Source organism: Zymomonas mobilis (assembly GCF_006715975.1).
Classification (GTDB): domain Bacteria; phylum Pseudomonadota; class Alphaproteobacteria; order Sphingomonadales; family Sphingomonadaceae; genus Zymomonas; species Zymomonas mobilis_B.
Map to the genome: position 1 here is coordinate 640565 of NZ_VFOF01000001.1, position 15489 is coordinate 656053.

General features: G+C 45.6%; 13 protein-coding genes, 1 tRNA gene and 1 other RNA gene. 12 read left to right on the forward strand and 3 right to left on the reverse strand.

Annotation, left to right across the window (positions count from 1 at the left end; all coding sequences use genetic code 11):
* Positions 1-5: 5 nt before the first annotated feature.
* The 11 genes from rpmD (at position 6) to icd (ending at position 10488) form a co-directional block, all read left to right on the forward strand.
* Positions 6-182, forward strand: a complete 177-nt coding sequence (rpmD, locus tag FBY58_RS02800; RefSeq protein ID WP_141919386.1) for a 50S ribosomal protein L30 — start codon at positions 6-8, stop codon at positions 180-182.
* 147 nt (positions 183-329) lie between these two features.
* Positions 330-824, forward strand: a complete 495-nt coding sequence (gene rplO, locus FBY58_RS02805; protein ID WP_141919387.1) for a 50S ribosomal protein L15 — start codon at positions 330-332, stop codon at positions 822-824.
* Positions 825-1114: 290 nt separating this feature from the next.
* Positions 1115-2503, forward strand: a complete 1389-nt coding sequence (secY, locus tag FBY58_RS02810; protein WP_141919388.1) for a preprotein translocase subunit SecY — start codon at positions 1115-1117, stop codon at positions 2501-2503.
* Between the two features lie 32 nt (positions 2504-2535).
* Positions 2536-3207, forward strand: a complete 672-nt coding sequence (locus FBY58_RS02815) for an adenylate kinase (protein ID WP_141919389.1) — start codon at positions 2536-2538, stop codon at positions 3205-3207.
* Positions 3208-3545: 338 nt separating this feature from the next.
* A complete protein-coding gene (rpsM, locus tag FBY58_RS02820) occupies positions 3546-3914 on the forward strand; it encodes a 30S ribosomal protein S13 (protein WP_141919390.1) in 369 nt (122 codons plus the stop codon).
* 64 nt (positions 3915-3978) lie between these two features.
* Positions 3979-4368, forward strand: a complete 390-nt coding sequence (gene rpsK / locus FBY58_RS02825; RefSeq protein ID WP_011240446.1) for a 30S ribosomal protein S11 — start codon at positions 3979-3981, stop codon at positions 4366-4368.
* A 92-nt stretch (positions 4369-4460) separates the two neighbouring features.
* Positions 4461-5522, forward strand: coding sequence for a DNA-directed RNA polymerase subunit alpha (locus FBY58_RS02830; protein ID WP_141919391.1), 1062 nt, complete (start codon positions 4461-4463; stop codon positions 5520-5522).
* Between the two features lie 120 nt (positions 5523-5642).
* Entirely contained in the window at positions 5643-6065 is a 423-nt protein-coding gene (rplQ, locus tag FBY58_RS02835) for a 50S ribosomal protein L17 (protein WP_141919392.1), read from the forward strand.
* A gap of 147 nt (positions 6066-6212) precedes the next feature.
* Positions 6213-6303, forward strand: a tRNA-Ser gene (locus FBY58_RS02840).
* 585 nt (positions 6304-6888) lie between these two features.
* On the forward strand, positions 6889-9159 hold the full coding sequence (locus FBY58_RS02845) for an aconitate hydratase (protein WP_141919393.1): 2271 nt from the start codon (positions 6889-6891) through the stop codon (positions 9157-9159).
* Between the two features lie 66 nt (positions 9160-9225).
* Positions 9226-10488, forward strand: coding sequence for an NADP-dependent isocitrate dehydrogenase (icd, locus tag FBY58_RS02850; RefSeq protein WP_141919394.1), 1263 nt, complete (start codon positions 9226-9228; stop codon positions 10486-10488).
* A gap of 148 nt (positions 10489-10636) precedes the next feature.
* On the opposite strand, the gene trpC is transcribed toward icd, so the two are convergent.
* Positions 10637-11431 carry an indole-3-glycerol phosphate synthase TrpC gene (gene trpC, locus FBY58_RS02855; protein WP_141919395.1) on the reverse strand — a complete coding sequence of 265 codons (795 nt, stop codon included), beginning with the start codon at positions 11429-11431 and terminating at the stop codon, positions 10637-10639.
* A gap of 553 nt (positions 11432-11984) precedes the next feature.
* On the opposite strand from trpC, the gene FBY58_RS02860 reads away from it, so the two are divergent.
* Positions 11985-13436, forward strand: a complete 1452-nt coding sequence (locus FBY58_RS02860) for a SulP family inorganic anion transporter (RefSeq protein ID WP_141919396.1) — start codon at positions 11985-11987, stop codon at positions 13434-13436.
* Positions 13437-13586: 150 nt separating this feature from the next.
* Here the strand turns inward: FBY58_RS02860 and ssrA are convergent.
* Together ssrA and FBY58_RS02870 are read right to left on the reverse strand one after the other, a co-directional pair.
* Positions 13587-13973, reverse strand: a transfer-messenger RNA (tmRNA) gene (ssrA, locus tag FBY58_RS02865).
* 13 nt (positions 13974-13986) lie between these two features.
* Complete coding sequence (locus FBY58_RS02870) at positions 13987-15426, reverse strand: voltage-gated chloride channel family protein (protein ID WP_141919397.1); 1440 nt, start codon at positions 15424-15426, stop codon at positions 13987-13989.
* Positions 15427-15489: the final 63 nt, after the last annotated feature.

The window sequence follows — 15489 nt, forward strand, 5'->3', positions numbered from 1 at the left end:
ATGTGATGGCGACTCTTAAAGTTACTCAGATTGGCTCTCCTATCCGCCGCAGCCCTGACCAGCGTGCAACGCTTGTTGGTCTCGGCCTCAACAAGATGCATCGCACCCGCGAACTGAAAGATACACCGGATGTCCGGGGTATGCTTCGCAAGGTTGCTCATCTGGTTAAGATTGAGAACTAATCTTTTCCTTGTCTTTTGACAGGGAAATTGGCAAAGAACGGCGTCACCTCGACAAGAGGGGCGCTGTTTTTGTCTTGGAAAGCTTTCTGCGCATAAGCTTTCCTTAAAATTTTTTATGCGCGCCAAAAGCGAAAGCGAGTGCTTACTATGACTTTTAAATTAAATAGCTTGAAAGATAACGAAGGTTCACGCGTTGGTCGTGTCCGCGTTGGTCGTGGTATCGGTTCTGGTCTGGGTAAGACTGCCGGTCGTGGTCAAAAAGGTCAGAAGAGCCGTTCTGGTGTTTCTATCAACGGTTTTGCCGGTGGTCAGATGCCGATTTATATGCGTCTGCCAAAGCGTGGTTTCAACAACATCTTCGCTAAAGACTATGCTGAAGTTAACCTTGGTGTTGTCCAGAAGCTGATCGAATCAGGTCGTCTGGATGCTAAGAACCCGATCGATCATCAGGCTTTGAAAGCTGCTGGCGTTGCCCGCGGTGGTAAAGACGGTGTTCGCGTTCTTGCTAAAGGTGAAATTTCTTCCAAGGTTACTTTCAAGGTTGCCGGAATTTCTAAAGCTGCCCGTGAAGCTGTTGAAAAAGCTGGCGGATCAGTCGAAATCATTGCACGTCGCAATGCAGAAGAAAAGACAGACGCCTAATATACTAGGCGCCAAGCCTGATTAAGAAGGACGGTCTGTAAGGTATTTAGCTTTGCAGGCCGTTTTTTCTGGAATAAACGCCATTTTAAGCAAAGGCTTGGTTGTCAATTTTGCATTCACTGCTTAAACCCACTATGTCCGGTTCCTGAGTTTTTATTACTCGGGGGGTCGTGGAAAGAAGATAAGCTCTATATTTAGGCTTTGTCTTTGTCTTTTGCGGCATGTCGATCATACGTCATGATAGCTTTTTAAAAAATCTATCAGCAACTTTTTCGGGGTTCGACTGAATAATGGCATCAGCAGCCAATCAATTTGCCTCTAATTTCAATCTTTCTCAGTTTGGGAAGGCTACTGATCTTAAAAAGCGTCTGTGGTTCACCTTTCTGGCCTTGATTGTTTTTCGGTTACTTTCTTTTGTGCCGTTACCGGGTATTGATCCGCGCACGATGGGAGCGCTTTTTGCGCAGACTCATGGCGGTGTGTTGGATTTCTTCAATACTTTCTCAGGTGGTTCTTTAAGCCGTATGTCGTTAATCGCTTTGGGATTAATGCCTTATATTACGGCCTCTATCGTCGTTCAGCTTTCAACCTCGCTTAGTCCTCATCTGGAGGCTTTGAAAAAGGAAGGTGAAAGTGGTCGAAAGAAACTGAACCAATATACGCGGTTGGGTACGGTTCTTCTAACTACCATCCAAGGGTATTTTATTGCTGTTGGATTAGAAAACTGGAAAACGCCTGCGGGCTTTTCAGCCGTTGTGGATCCAGGTTGGTTATTCCGAGTCAGTTGTGTAATTTCCCTGATTGGCGGCACCATGTTTTTAATGTGGTTAGGTGAGCAGATCACTAGCCGTGGTGTCGGTAACGGAACGTCCCTTATTATTATGGCCGGTATCGTTTCCCAGCTTCCTGTTATTATTTTAAATACGCTGGAACGGACACGGAGCGGGGCTGTTAATCCGGCGCTGATTATTGCCGTAATTGCGGTGGTCGCAGCCTTGGTGCTGTTCATCTGCTTCATGGAACGAGCGCAAAGGCGCGTGCTAATTCAGTATCCAAAACGGCAATCTGCACATGGAATGATGCAGGCTGACAAGAGCCATCTGCCTTTGAAGCTGAATACTGCGAATGTTATTCCGCCGATTTTTGCGTCTTCTGTTCTGTTAATGCCATTAACTATTACGCAATTCGCCGGACAGCGCGTTACCGCAGGCGGCCGTTGGAGCAATATTCTGATTACTCTTAATCAGTATCTGGCTCACGGCACATGGCTTTATATGCTGTTATATGGGCTTGGGATTGTTTTCTTCAGCTTCTTCTATACGGCGATTGTGTTTAATCCCGAAGAAACCGCGGATAATTTGAAAAAATATGGTGGCTTTATTCCTGGTATCCGTCCGGGGAAAGCAACGGCAGATTACCTTGATTATCTGTTGACCCGTATCACGGTTATCGGTGCAGCCTATCTGACCTGCATTTGTTTGGTACCAGAATTCATGGCCAGCGAATTGGGGATGACCTCTTTTGCGATTGGCGGAACCAGCCTGTTGATTGTTGTCAACGTGACGATTGATACAGTGACCCAGATCCAAAGCCATTTGATTGCGCATCAATATGGCGATTTAATCCGCAAGTCGAAATTGCGGGGCAAAAGCATTCGGCGGCGTCCGAAATTGAAATAGGTTTTCCTGTTTAACAAAGCGGAATCTACATAATGAATATTATTCTTTTTGGCCCGCCGGGGGCTGGTAAAGGAACACAGGCTCATCATCTGGTTCATGACTTTGGCATGGTTCAGCTTTCTACTGGCGATATCCTGCGTCAGGCCGTTCAAGAAGGCACTGAAGTTGGGAAGATCGCTGGAGAGCTGATGAAAGCTGGTAAGCTGATTCCTGATGATCTGATGAATAAAATTTTAGGTGAACGTTTGGATAAGCCAGACACCCAGAATGGTGTGATCTTTGACGGTTTTCCACGGACAAAGCCGCAGGTTGAAGCGCTAGATAAATTGTTGGCAGAGCGTCACCGTAAACTTGATTGCGTGATTGAAATCAAAGTTGACGAAGATGCCTTGGTTCAGCGGATTGTCGGCCGTTATATTTGCACCAAATGTGGTGCCGGATATCATGACGAGTTCAAACGTCCGAAAAAAGAGGGTGTTTGTGATGTCTGTGGTTCGACGGAATTTAAACGTCGTCCAGATGATAACGCCGAAGCGGTTAGGGCAAGACTGGTCGAATATCACGAAAAGACGGCACCGATCCTGCCTATTTATGAAGCAAGAGGTCTTGTTTCCTATGTGGATGGTATGCTTCCGATGAAAGAAGTCGCTACCAAGATCCATCAGATTTTAACAGACAAGGGGGCAAAGCCCGTTTCAGCATAAAGCTGTTCAGCTTTTCCTTTTTAGTTTTTAAAAGACAGGTCTTTTGGCCTGTCTTTTTTATATTTGAATAGTGCGTCTTAAAGTCTTTTTTTTGGTTAACTTTTTAAAATGGCTTTTTATTGCTATTTTTTAAAAGGTTTTTTATAGAAAAAGAGAATAATTGCTGGTTTTGTATCAGTTGTCCTTGACTCATGCCTGCCTAACGGTTAGCAAACTTGCTCTTTTGCAGTTGTGAATCGCAGGGATGTTTTTGCATGTCTGGGGTGACGACTGTAATGAAATAAAAGCGCTGAGATGAGATATGTGCCACATATCTCGTGGAGCAGGAGATTAAAGACATGGCTCGTATTGCGGGTGTCAATATCCCGACAAACAAACGTGTAGAGATCGCCCTTACCTATATCCATGGTATCGGCCCGACCACGGCTAAAAAAATTGTTACGAAACTTGGTATTACGCCGGAACGGCGTGTCCAGGATCTTTCCGATAACGAAGTATTGCAGATTCGTGAAGCTATTGATGCTGACTATACGGTTGAAGGTGACCTTCGCCGCCAAGTCGCCATGAATATCAAGCGTTTGATGGATCTTGCCTGCTATCGCGGTTTGCGTCATCGCAAAGGGTTGCCTGTCCGTGGTCAGCGCACCCACACCAATGCACGCACGCGTAAGGGTAAAGCTAAGCCCATCGCTGGCAAGAAGAAATAAGCAGACATCTTTTTAGAAGGTGTCTTTTTGCTTTTACATCATCCAGCCTGAGGAATTTTAGTATATGGCACGCGAACCGCAGCGCGTTAAAAGACGCGAGCGTAAAAATATTTCAGCCGGCGTGGCACATGTTAACGCTAGCTTTAACAACACAATGATCACCATCACCGATGCACAGGGAAATGCTATTTCCTGGTCATCAGCCGGTATGATGGGCTTTAAGGGTAGCCGTAAATCGACGCCTTATGCCGCACAGGTTGCAGCAGAAGATGCCGGTAAAAAGGCCGCTGAACATGGTGTCCGCACTTTAGAAGTCGAAGTCAAAGGTCCAGGTTCGGGTCGTGAATCCGCACTTCGTGCTTTGCAAGCCGTCGGTTTCCATATCACTTCTATCCGTGATGTGACCCCGATTCCGCATAATGGCGTGCGTCCTTCTAAACGGCGTCGTGTCTGATCGATCTGGCGAAGGGCATCAATGTCCTTCCTTTTCCATTTTTTTGGTGGCCGGCGGGCAGCCCCGCCGGCTCAACTCACAAGGGGACGAACGTGGCTGTCAACGCTAAGAACTGGCAGGAACTTAAAAAGCCCAACGCCCTGGAAAAGAAAGCGAGCGGGAACGGCAAATGCAAGGCAACTTTTGTTGCTGAGCCATTAGAGCGCGGCTTTGGTCTGACGCTCGGTAATGCACTGCGCCGTGTGCTGTTATCTTCACTGCAAGGGGCAGCCATCACGGCTATAAAGATCGAAAACGTGTTGCATGAATTCTCATCCCTGAGCGGGGTTCGGGAAGATGTGACCGATATCGTTCTTAATATCAAGCAGGTTGCGATTAAAATGCAAGGGGACGGTAGCCGTCGCCTGCATATTTCTCGTACCGGCCCAGGTGTTGTTACCGCAGGTGATATTGCTGTTACAGGCGATATCGAGGTGATGAATCCGGAATTAGTGATCTGTCATCTTGATCAGGGTGCAATCTTTAATGCCGAATTGACCGTTGATACCGGCAAAGGCTATGTCGCTGCTGTGGCTAACCGTCCGGCGGATGCGCCTATTGGCCTTATCCCGGTTGATGCGCTTTATTCTCCGGTTAGACAAGTTGCATACAAGGTCGAAAATGCCCGTGTCGGTCAGGAACTTGATTATGACAAGCTTCTGCTGACGATCGAAACCGATGGTACCATTTCGCCCGAAGATGCGATCGCTTATTCAGCCCGTATCCTTCAGGATCAGCTTCAGCTCTTTGTTCACTTTGATGATGGTTTGGCTCCGCCGACCTCTGCCATTGGACAGAGTTCGATGCCGTCTTCCAGCAGTGAAGCTGAAAATAGCGCCAACCAGCTTAATCGTAATCTTCTTAAGAAGGTTGACGAATTAGAACTTTCAGTTCGTTCGGCTAACTGTCTCAAGAATGACAATATCATCTATATTGGTGATCTTGTTCAGAAGACCGAAGCTGAAATGCTGCGCACCCCGAATTTCGGCCGTAAATCCTTGAATGAAATCAAGGAAGTTCTGTCCGGTATGGGTTTGCGTCTGGGTATGGAAATCCCCGGCTGGCCGCCTGAAAATATCGAAGAAATGGCTAAGAAGCTCGAACAGGAATATTAATTCCTAAAAGCCGGCCTGAAAGGTCAGGCCGGTCTTTCGCGAAAGAGTTAGGCGCTCTCTAAAAAAAAGCGTGGTCCAAGGTACCTGAAACGGCCTTGAGAACAAACGAAAGGATAAAAAATGCGTCATCGTGTAGGCGGCCGCAAGCTGCAACGTACCTCCAGCCATCGTCTGGCTTTGTTCCGCAATCAGGCCGCTGCTCTGATTAAGCATGAACAGATTATTACGACTTTAGCCAAAGCACGTGAATTACGTCCTTACACCGAAAAGCTGGTTACTCTGGCTAAAAAAGGTGGCTTGGCCAATCGTCGTTTAGCCCATAGCCGTTTGTTGGATGATACCCAGCTTAAAAAGCTTTTTGATATTTTGGCTGATCGTTACAAAGACCGTAACGGTGGTTATACCCGTATCATTAAAGCCGGTATTCGTGCTTCCGACGCAGCCCAGATGGCTGTGATTGAATTCGTGGATCGCGATACCAGTGCCAAAGGTCAGGATTCAGGTCCCGTTCTGAGTGAAGAACTGGAAAATGAAGAAGCTTAATTAGCTTTTGAAATCTGATTTTAAGAGGGAAGGGGCTATTTAGCCCCTTTCTTTTTGCTTTTTTTCTAAAAAATACCAAAAAAATCAAAGCAGGGCTTGCCTTTATCGCATGAGATGATTAGAGCTGCACCCCGCAGACATTAATGCGGAGTGGTGGCCGAGTGGTCGAAGGCGCACGCCTGGAAAGTGTGTAGGGGCTAACCGCCTCTCGTGGGTTCGAATCCCACCCGCTCCGCCAGTCTTTTTTAAAAGACTGGTCTCTTAGATTTTCCAAACCTATGCCTAATTTTTCCCAAAATAATTTTATTATTTAGAGCAGAGCCTGATCCAGCATTGAAGCCTTGATCAATACGGCCTGTAATCTTTTTCTGCTAAAAAATCGCAATTTTAGACAATCTGATCTTATTTAAGCTTTATAGCCATACATCATAAAATGTTAGATTATCCTTGGTGTCTCTGATGACATAGATTCCATGGAATAGGCGCCGTTTTTTATATAAAAAGACGATATATTAAAGATATGTTGGGCTTGCGCTGGATATAAGATTTTATAAAAAATCAGCCTACATGATCGGCCTTATTTAAATTTATTTATTGGTATTCCTAAAGCCATATTTTGTAATTAAATTTTTCTTTATTCTGTGGCCAATCATATTTTTATAAATAGTTATTTTTTAAATAAAGTAATATTATTATAATTTATGTCGTTTAAAATATATCTATTGCAATGCGGCATTGAATAAAAAAATAAATATAAATCCTGATAATTGAATGATATGAGAATTCTGCAAAGAGAATGAAGCTATAGAAGTGAAAGCGTAAAATGGTTTTTGATGTTGATTTGATCAAGCGTGTTTATCAGGGCTATCGTGATAAAATCCATAAAATACAAATCGCATTAGGTAAGCCGTTAACGCTGACTGAAAAAATACTCTATGCCCATTTAGCTGAAGGTGAACCACTAAAGCCCTATCGACGAGGCGTGGATTATGTCAATTTCGCCCCTGATCGGGTCGCGATGCAAGATGCCACAGCTCAGATGGCGCTGTTACAGTTGATGAATTCTGGTCGCGATAAAGTGGCGGTGCCTTCTACCGTTCATTGCGACCATCTGATTTTAGCCTATAAAAATGCTCATGATGATTTGATCTCGGCTGAAAAGAGCAATCAGGAAGTCTATAGCTTCCTGAAAGATGTCTCTAATAAATATGGGATTGGTTTCTGGAAGCCTGGGGCTGGCATCATCCATCAGGTCGTTTTAGAAAATTATGCATTCCCAGGTGGCATGATGATCGGCACGGATTCCCATACGCCGAATGCCGGTGGTTTATCTATGGTTGCAATCGGTGTTGGTGGTGCTGATGCTGTCGATGTTATGGCTGGTTTGCCATGGGAACTGAAAATGCCCCAGATTATCGGCGTAAAGCTGACAGGCAAATTATCTGGCTGGGCTTCTGCAAAAGACGTTATTCTGAAACTGGCAGGCATCCTGACCGTAAAGGGTGGTACCAATTCTATTATTGAATATTTCGGTGACGGTGCAGCGTCCCTTTCCGCGACCGGAAAAGCGACGATCTGTAATATGGGCGCCGAAGTGGGTGCTACGACTTCAATCTTCCCCTTCGATCAGAAATCAGTCGATTATCTGAAAATTACCGAACGTGGTGAAATCGCCGATCTTGCCCAGTCTTTGGGTGATTGCTTCCGTGCAGATGAAGCCGTGCTGGCTGATCCGGCAAGCTATTATGATCGGGTCATTGAAATTGATCTCTCTAGCCTTGAACCTTACGTCAACGGGCCATTTACGCCGGATCTCGCTTATCCTATTTCAGAATTTGCAAAAGCGGTTGCTGAGCATGACTATCCTGAAAAGATGGAAGCAGGCCTTATCGGTTCTTGCACCAATTCATCTTATGAAGATTTAAGCCGTGCGGCTTCTATTATTGAAAATGCCAATGCGCTTGATTTGAAAGTCCAGTCTCAGCTGATTATCAATCCTGGATCGGAACAGGTGAAAGAAACGGCTGAACGCGATGGTCTGATTAACCATTTCGAACAGGCTGGTGCAGTGATTATGGCGAATGCCTGTGGCCCTTGTATCGGTCAATGGCGGCGTGAAGGGGCTGATAAAGCACCCCGTAATTCTATTGTCACTTCTTTCAATCGGAATTTCGCCAAAAGAAATGATGGCAATCCGAACACCTATGCTTTCGTTTGCTCTCCTGAAATCGTTGCAGCCTTCTCAATCGCGGGAAGCTTAAGCTTCAACCCGTTGAAAGACAGCCTGACCAACGAAAAGGGTGAAAAGGTCAAATTGGCAGAGCCAGTCGGTGATGAATTGCCCCAGAAAGGCTTTACGCTGAAATCTGCCGGCTATGTCGCACCGCTAAAAGACGGCAGCCAGATCAAAATAACGGTAGCACCGGATTCCGAGCGCTTGCAATTACTGGCACCTTTTGCGCCTTGGAATGGCAAAGATATTATCGACCAGCCCTTATTGATTAAGGTTAGCGGTAAATGCACAACCGATCATATTTCTATGGCGGGCGTCTGGCTGCGTTATCGCGGCCATTTAGATAATATCGCCAATAATATGCTGATTGGTGCGGTCAATGCATTCAATCAGAAAACAAATTCCGTGGTTGATCCTGAAACCGGTGATTATATGGCGGTTCCGGCCTTGGCCAGAAAATATAAGGCTGAAGGTTTCGGATCGATTGTCGTTGCCGAAGAAAATTACGGTGAAGGCTCTTCCCGTGAACATGCCGCGATGGAACCTCGCTTTTTGAATGTGAAGGCAATTATCGTTAAATCTTTTGCCCGCATTCATGAAACGAACCTGAAAAAACAAGGTATGCTGGCACTGACTTTTGTCGATAAAGCCGATTACGACAAAGTTGGTGAAGAAGATAAAATCAGCATTCTTGGATTGCCCTCTTTTGCCCCTGGTAAAAATCTGACGGTCAAATTGACCCATAAAGATGGCTCAACAGATTCCTTTGAAGTCAGCCATACTTATAATCAGACGCAGATTGAATGGTTCCACGCTGGTAGCGCCCTGAATAAATTAAGATCTGAATATAAAGCCTCATAAAATAGGCAAGGAGAGGCGGGTCTGTCAGCTCTGGTTTGACTGGCAGGCCAGCCATAAGGAATAGTGATGAGTGAAAAAATAACTTTTACCCAAGGTAAATTACAGGTTCCGAATTGCCCTGTTATTCCTTTTATTGAAGGTGATGGCGTCGGAAAAGAAATCTGGCAGTCAGCCCAGACCATTTTCGATAAAGCTGTAGAAAAAGCTTATGGCGACAAACGCCGTGTCGAATGGAAACAGGTCTTAGCGGGTGGTAAAGCTTTCGAGCAAACCGGTTCATGGATGCCCGATGAAACGATGACCGCCTTTAAAGAATATCTGGTTGGTATTAAAGGCCCGCTGACAACGCCGATCGGTGGCGGCATTCGCTCTTTGAACGTAGCTTTGCGGCAGGAACTGGATCTTTTCGTCTGTCTGCGGCCAGTTCGCTGGTTTAAAGGGGTAGAAACACCCGTCAAGCATCCTGAAAAAGTCAATATGACGATCTTTCGGGAAAATACCGAAGATATCTATGCTGGGATTGAATGGCTGGAAGGCACTGATGACGCCAAAAAGCTTTATAAATTCCTGCATGAAGAAATGGGCGTTACCAAGGTTCGTTTCCCTGAAACTTCTTCTTTCGGAATTAAGCCGGTATCAATCGAAGGTTCTGAACGTTTGGTTCGTTCGGCGATCGAATATGCTATTGCTCAAAAAGCGCCTTCTATTACGTTGGTGCATAAAGGTAATATCATGAAATTCACGGAAGGTGGCTTCAAACAATGGGGCTACGCTTTAGCTGAACGTGAATTTGGCGATCAGCTTTTCACGATGAATCAATATGATCAGCTGAAAAAATCTGAAGGTAGCGAAGCTGCTGATAAGGCTTTGAAGGCTGCTAAAGAGGCTGGTAAGATCATTGTCAAAGATGTCATTACTGACGCCTTTTTGCAGAATACCTTGCTGAAACCGGAAGACTATGCGGTTATCGCCACAATGAATTTGAACGGAGACTATATCTCCGATCAGTTGGCTGCAATGGTGGGCGGTATTGGTATCGCACCGGGTGCAAACATCAATTACGCCACTGGACATGCTATTTTTGAAGCCACCCATGGCACAGCACCTGACATCGCAGGCGAAGACAAAGCTAATCCGTCTTCACTGTTATTGTCTGGTGCGATGATGTTCGACTATCTGGGATGGTTTGAAGTCGGCCAGCTTATCAGTCAGGCTATGGAAAAGTTATTCCAGAAAAAACGGGCAACCGTTGATCTGGCGCGCTTTATGCCAGACGGAGCGGTTCTATCCACGAGCCAGTTTACAGATGAGATGGTTGCCCATCTTTAATTCTAAAACTTTACCATTCCGGCTGCCTGTTTCGGTAGCCGGAATTATAAATAGATTTTCGGACTTATTTTAAGCTATTTCCCTATAAGGCGAAAAGCTTTTTAGGGCATCCCATCAGAATATATGCCCATTCTTATCCTTAGTGATTTTACGAAATACCCAGCAGATTTTTTGTCGCGGTTTTTAAATCATTTTGCCGCATCAAGGTTTCACCCACCAAAAAACAACCGATATCATGGCGCTGCATAGCGACCAGATCATCGTGATTGCGGATGCCGCTTTCCGCGACAAAAGTACAATCTTTGGGAGCTGAACCCACCAATTCATAGGTGCGTTCAAAACTGACGGAGAAATCGCGTAGATCGCGATTATTGACGCCAATCAAACGAGATTTCAGCTTTAACGCGCGTTCCATTTCTTCATGACTATGCACTTCGACTAAAGCATCCATGCCATATTCCATGGCGGTAGCCTCGATATCTTGCATCTGATAATCATCCAAGGCGGCGGCGATAATCAATATGGCATCAGCACCGATTGCTCTGGCTTCGATCACCTGCCATGGGTCGATCATAAAATCTTTGCGAAGAACGGGTAAAGTAACCGCTTTTCTGGCCGCAATCAGATAATCTTCATGACCTTGGAAATAAGGACGATCTGTCAAAACAGAAAGGCAGGCGGCTCCGCCTTCTTCATAATCATGGGCATGAATAGCTGGTGTGAAATCGGAACGGATTAAGCCTTTTGATGGACTGGCTTTTTTAATTTCAGCAATAAGCCCGAATTGCCCTTTTGCTCTTTTCTTGTCCAAAGCTGCCCGAAAACCGCGCGGTGCTGTTTGGTTTTTAATTAAATCGCTAAGGTCGTTTGGGCTAATCTGCTGTTTTCTTTCCACAACAAATTTTGCCTTTGCTATGCAGATTTCCGTAAGAATATTTGACATCCGTTATCCACAATCAAAATAGGAACAAAAGAAATATAGTCTGTATAGGCAATTCTTGGAATTGATGGGGGTTCTTCATCAATTTTTTGAAATATCTTTTTTCAATAGGGGAAAAGGCATTAATCTTAAAGCCGATCTTCTCGAATATAAGAATAGAGAGTGAATTCCTCATAGGGTAGTTTTAATGCCTTGAAATAGGGATGATAGAAGCCCGCTTTTTTATCATTCCTTCAAAGACCCCTCATTTCCTCCATGAAAATTTTTTAGAAAGCCAATGATTTTAGAATTTGCGAAATTTTACCTGCCGATTTACCTTTGTATTATTTAAAATTCCGCCTGTCTTTTGACGATAGGGCGCTGCCTTGCTAGATTGCGCCCTTAGCTTTCCAAAAAAGCCAACCTCATAGTGTTATTTTTTTCAGCGTCTATCGAGAAGATCAGTCGATAGAGCGAGATAGAATATTCCCGAAATCATCCTGTGTAATTTTGGTTTTTGGTAACAGGGGTAGGCGGTCATTTGGCTGGCGAGCTTTGTATTTTTTAAGGATATCCGATGACAAGCGTAACAAGTCAGCCCGATCACCTGAAAAGCCTACCGTCCTATGTAACACGCGAATTATTAGCCGGTATGGTGGCGACTTTTGCGCTCATTCCTGAAGTTATCGCTTTTAGCTTTGTAGCCGGTATTGACCCTGAAGTCGGTTTATATGCGTCTTTTGTCATTGGTATCGTCATTGCTTTTTCCGGTGGCCGCCCTGCCATGATTTCTGCGGCGGCCGGTTCGGTGGCTTTGGTCGCGGCGGCGTTGGTACGTAGCCACGGTTTATCTTATTTGTTAGCCGCTGGTATTCTGGCTGGCCTTTTTCAGATCGTTTTTGGCGTATTGCGCTTGTCTATCTTGATGCGTTTTGTTGCCCGTCCGGTCAGAACCGGATTTGTGAATGCTTTAGCTATTTTGATTTTTTCGGCTCAATTGCCGCAAATATTAGGTGCCAATATTCAAGGTTTGCTGCTGATTGGGTTAGGGCTAATTATTATTTATGGCGCGCCACGCTTAACACGAGCCATTCCGTCGCCTTTGATTGCCATTGTTGTCCTGACGTTGATGGCTCATTTCCTTCATTTGCCAGTAAAAACGGTTTCGGAGCTGGGACGCTTGCCCCTTAGTTTGCCCCATTGGGTATTACCGGCGGTGCCTTTGAATTGGCAGACTTTGCAGATTATTCTGATGCCAGCCTTAGCTATCGCTATGGTCGGGTTGTTAGAATCTATTATGACGGCTTTTGTGGTCGATGATCTGACAGATAGCAGTAGTGATAAAAATCGAGAATCATGGGGGCTTGGTCTCGCTAATATTGCCGCCAGTTTATTTGGTGGCATCGCCGGATGCGGTATGATTGGTCAGACGGTTGGTAATGTCCGTTACGGGGGTAGGGGGCGTCTTTCTACCTTCGCCGCTGGTGTTTTCCTGATGGTTTTAATGCTGGGTTTACGGTCATGGGTATCGGAGATTCCAGTAGCAGCCTTGGTCGCTATTATGGTGATGGTTTCTGTCAGCACCTTTAACTGGAAATCTTTTTCTGATGTAAAACGTCAGCCGAAGCTCTCTATTATCATCATGATCGTGACCGTTCTGGTAACGGTATTGACCCACAATTTAGCCGCAGGTGTCATTGTTGGCGTTTTATTAAGTAGCCTGTTTTTTGCATTTAAGATTGCATCTTTGATCAAGGTACAGGTCGTCGATGAAGCGGATAAACGTATCTATCAGGTCAGGGGGCAGGTGTTCTATGCTTCTGCCGATATGTTTATAGATGCGTTTGATATGAATAATATTGATGGGCGTGCTGTAACCGTTGATTTAACCCATGCCCATTTATGGGATGTGACCGCAGTTGAAGCCTTCCAGAAAGTCCAAGAACGTTTCAAGCATCATAAAGCCGATCTAGAAGTGATTGGTTTAAATAAAGCCAGCTCGGTATTGATTGACAAACTGGCAGATTAATCAGTGCAGTGCCTGAATATTGTTATGTGATTTATGTAGAGATGTCATAGCAAGGCTATCATGCGGTGATGTCTTGAAGACATGGTACGACAAACAGGCAAAGCAAAACCTTGCGGGCATTTTAAGGAAGTCGATTCTGTTTTAAAGAGAAGTAGGAAGCTTCTGTTGCCCGGTGCTTCCCAAACCGCTGGAATCTGCTTCTGTTGCCCGGTGCAGCCCGACCGCGCTCTTACTTAGTAATGTCTACCCGTGAAGGTTTTCATTACGCAGCAACAGCGAGTACCTCGTTATCGTTGGCACTTGTAAAAATGATCGGTTTAACGGCTCAATCACGCCGGATGGCAATCAAATCTTTACTACACACGTCGATCCTGTTTCGCCCCCATCAACAACAGTGGGATTAATCCGCGGTTGTTGGTGGAGGCGCCGGAGTACTGCCCTCCGGGTCCGTCGAGTTTATTCCATTTAACAATCTACCATCGTAGTCACCGAGGTGACGCTCTCTAGCTAAGGTCGGTTGCCCGTAAACGCAATAGCTGTCGGTAATTTTTTATAAAAACTTTGCATCATGGGCATTATCTTGGTCTTTTTCTTCTCTTGCTTCAGCCTTTGGTGTTTCTTGTTCTGCCGGATCAATTTTGGCAAAGACCAATGGATCATGGGCTGGTGTCCACCAATTTCGTTGCAGCATTTTTAGGCTTTGTTCCAAGCTATGTCCGGCACGCATATCTGGTTTTTCTGTGCCGACAATTTGTGACAAATAAATGCCTGAATAGCCGCTAAAGATATAAGCCGTGCAGCATCCGGCGGCAAAATAAACAATATTATCAGCGCCAAACATTTCGACCCCCATCACGATACAAGCGAGCGGGGTATTTGCCGCAGCACCGAAAAGCGCAATAAAGCCAATGCCTGCAAAAAGATCGACAGGTGCGCCGATAACATGGGCTATGGCACTGCCCAACGCTGCCCCGATGAAGAAGAGAGGGGTTACCTCACCGCCTTTGAAGCCGGTGCTAAGAGTGACTACCGTGAAAATGAATTTCAGCAGCCAGCTCCAGTAATGATATTGTTTTGGGTCAAAAAAGCTGCCCAATTGTAAACCATTAGGTTCAACCGCCATGGTACCGAGACCCAGATAATCCCGTGTACCTGTGATATAGACAAGGGCGATGATGATAAGCCCACCCGTAAAGCTGATGAGCGGTGCAGAGGGAATAACTTTTTTAAGCCATTGGGAGGTGTTGGCGAGGCTTTCTGAAAACAGGCGAGCCACAAGGCCAAAGGCAATAGACGCCACAATGACCTTGAAAAAGATGACGATATTGAGCTGAAAATGCCCCAACTGGCTAAAAGAAGCCATTGTGTAGCGCAGATGATCCATTCCCCAGAGGCGACAGACCCAATCGCCGAGAATGGCGGCTGTTAAAGCGGGAATAAGCGCTCGATATTCCAATCGGCCAATAACCGGTACTTCCATTGCGAATACGGCTCCAGTAACGGGCGTGCCGAAGACTGCGCCGAAACCGGCGGCAATACCGGATATAAGAAGCAAGCGGATATCGGCTTTATTAAGCCCAAAGACTTTACCGACACCGCTAGCGATGCTGCCCCCTAATTGGACGGCAGTGCCTTCACGGCCAGCCGAACCGCCAAAGAGATGGGTAATAACCGTCGAGATGAAAATAAGCGGTGCCATCCGCAAAGGAACGCCCGCATTCGGTTTATGAATTTCATCTAGAATGAGGTTATTTCCGGCGGCGGCGGATTTACCGAAGCGGTCATAGAGCCAAGAGGTTAGAAAACCGGCAATGGGTAAGCCGAAAAGAAGAGCAGGGTAAATGAAACGTGTTTTTGTTGCCCATTCCAATGACCATAGGAATAAAGCGCAACAGCTACCGATGATGGCAGCTAACGGGAAAATGATAGCCAGCCATTTAAACAGCAGAATAAGGCGATAAGGTTTATATTTTAGAAATAGTTGATACATCTAGCTTCCTTCAATCGAGGAGCCAGACCTAATTCCGGTAGGAATAATCAACAGCAGGCATGA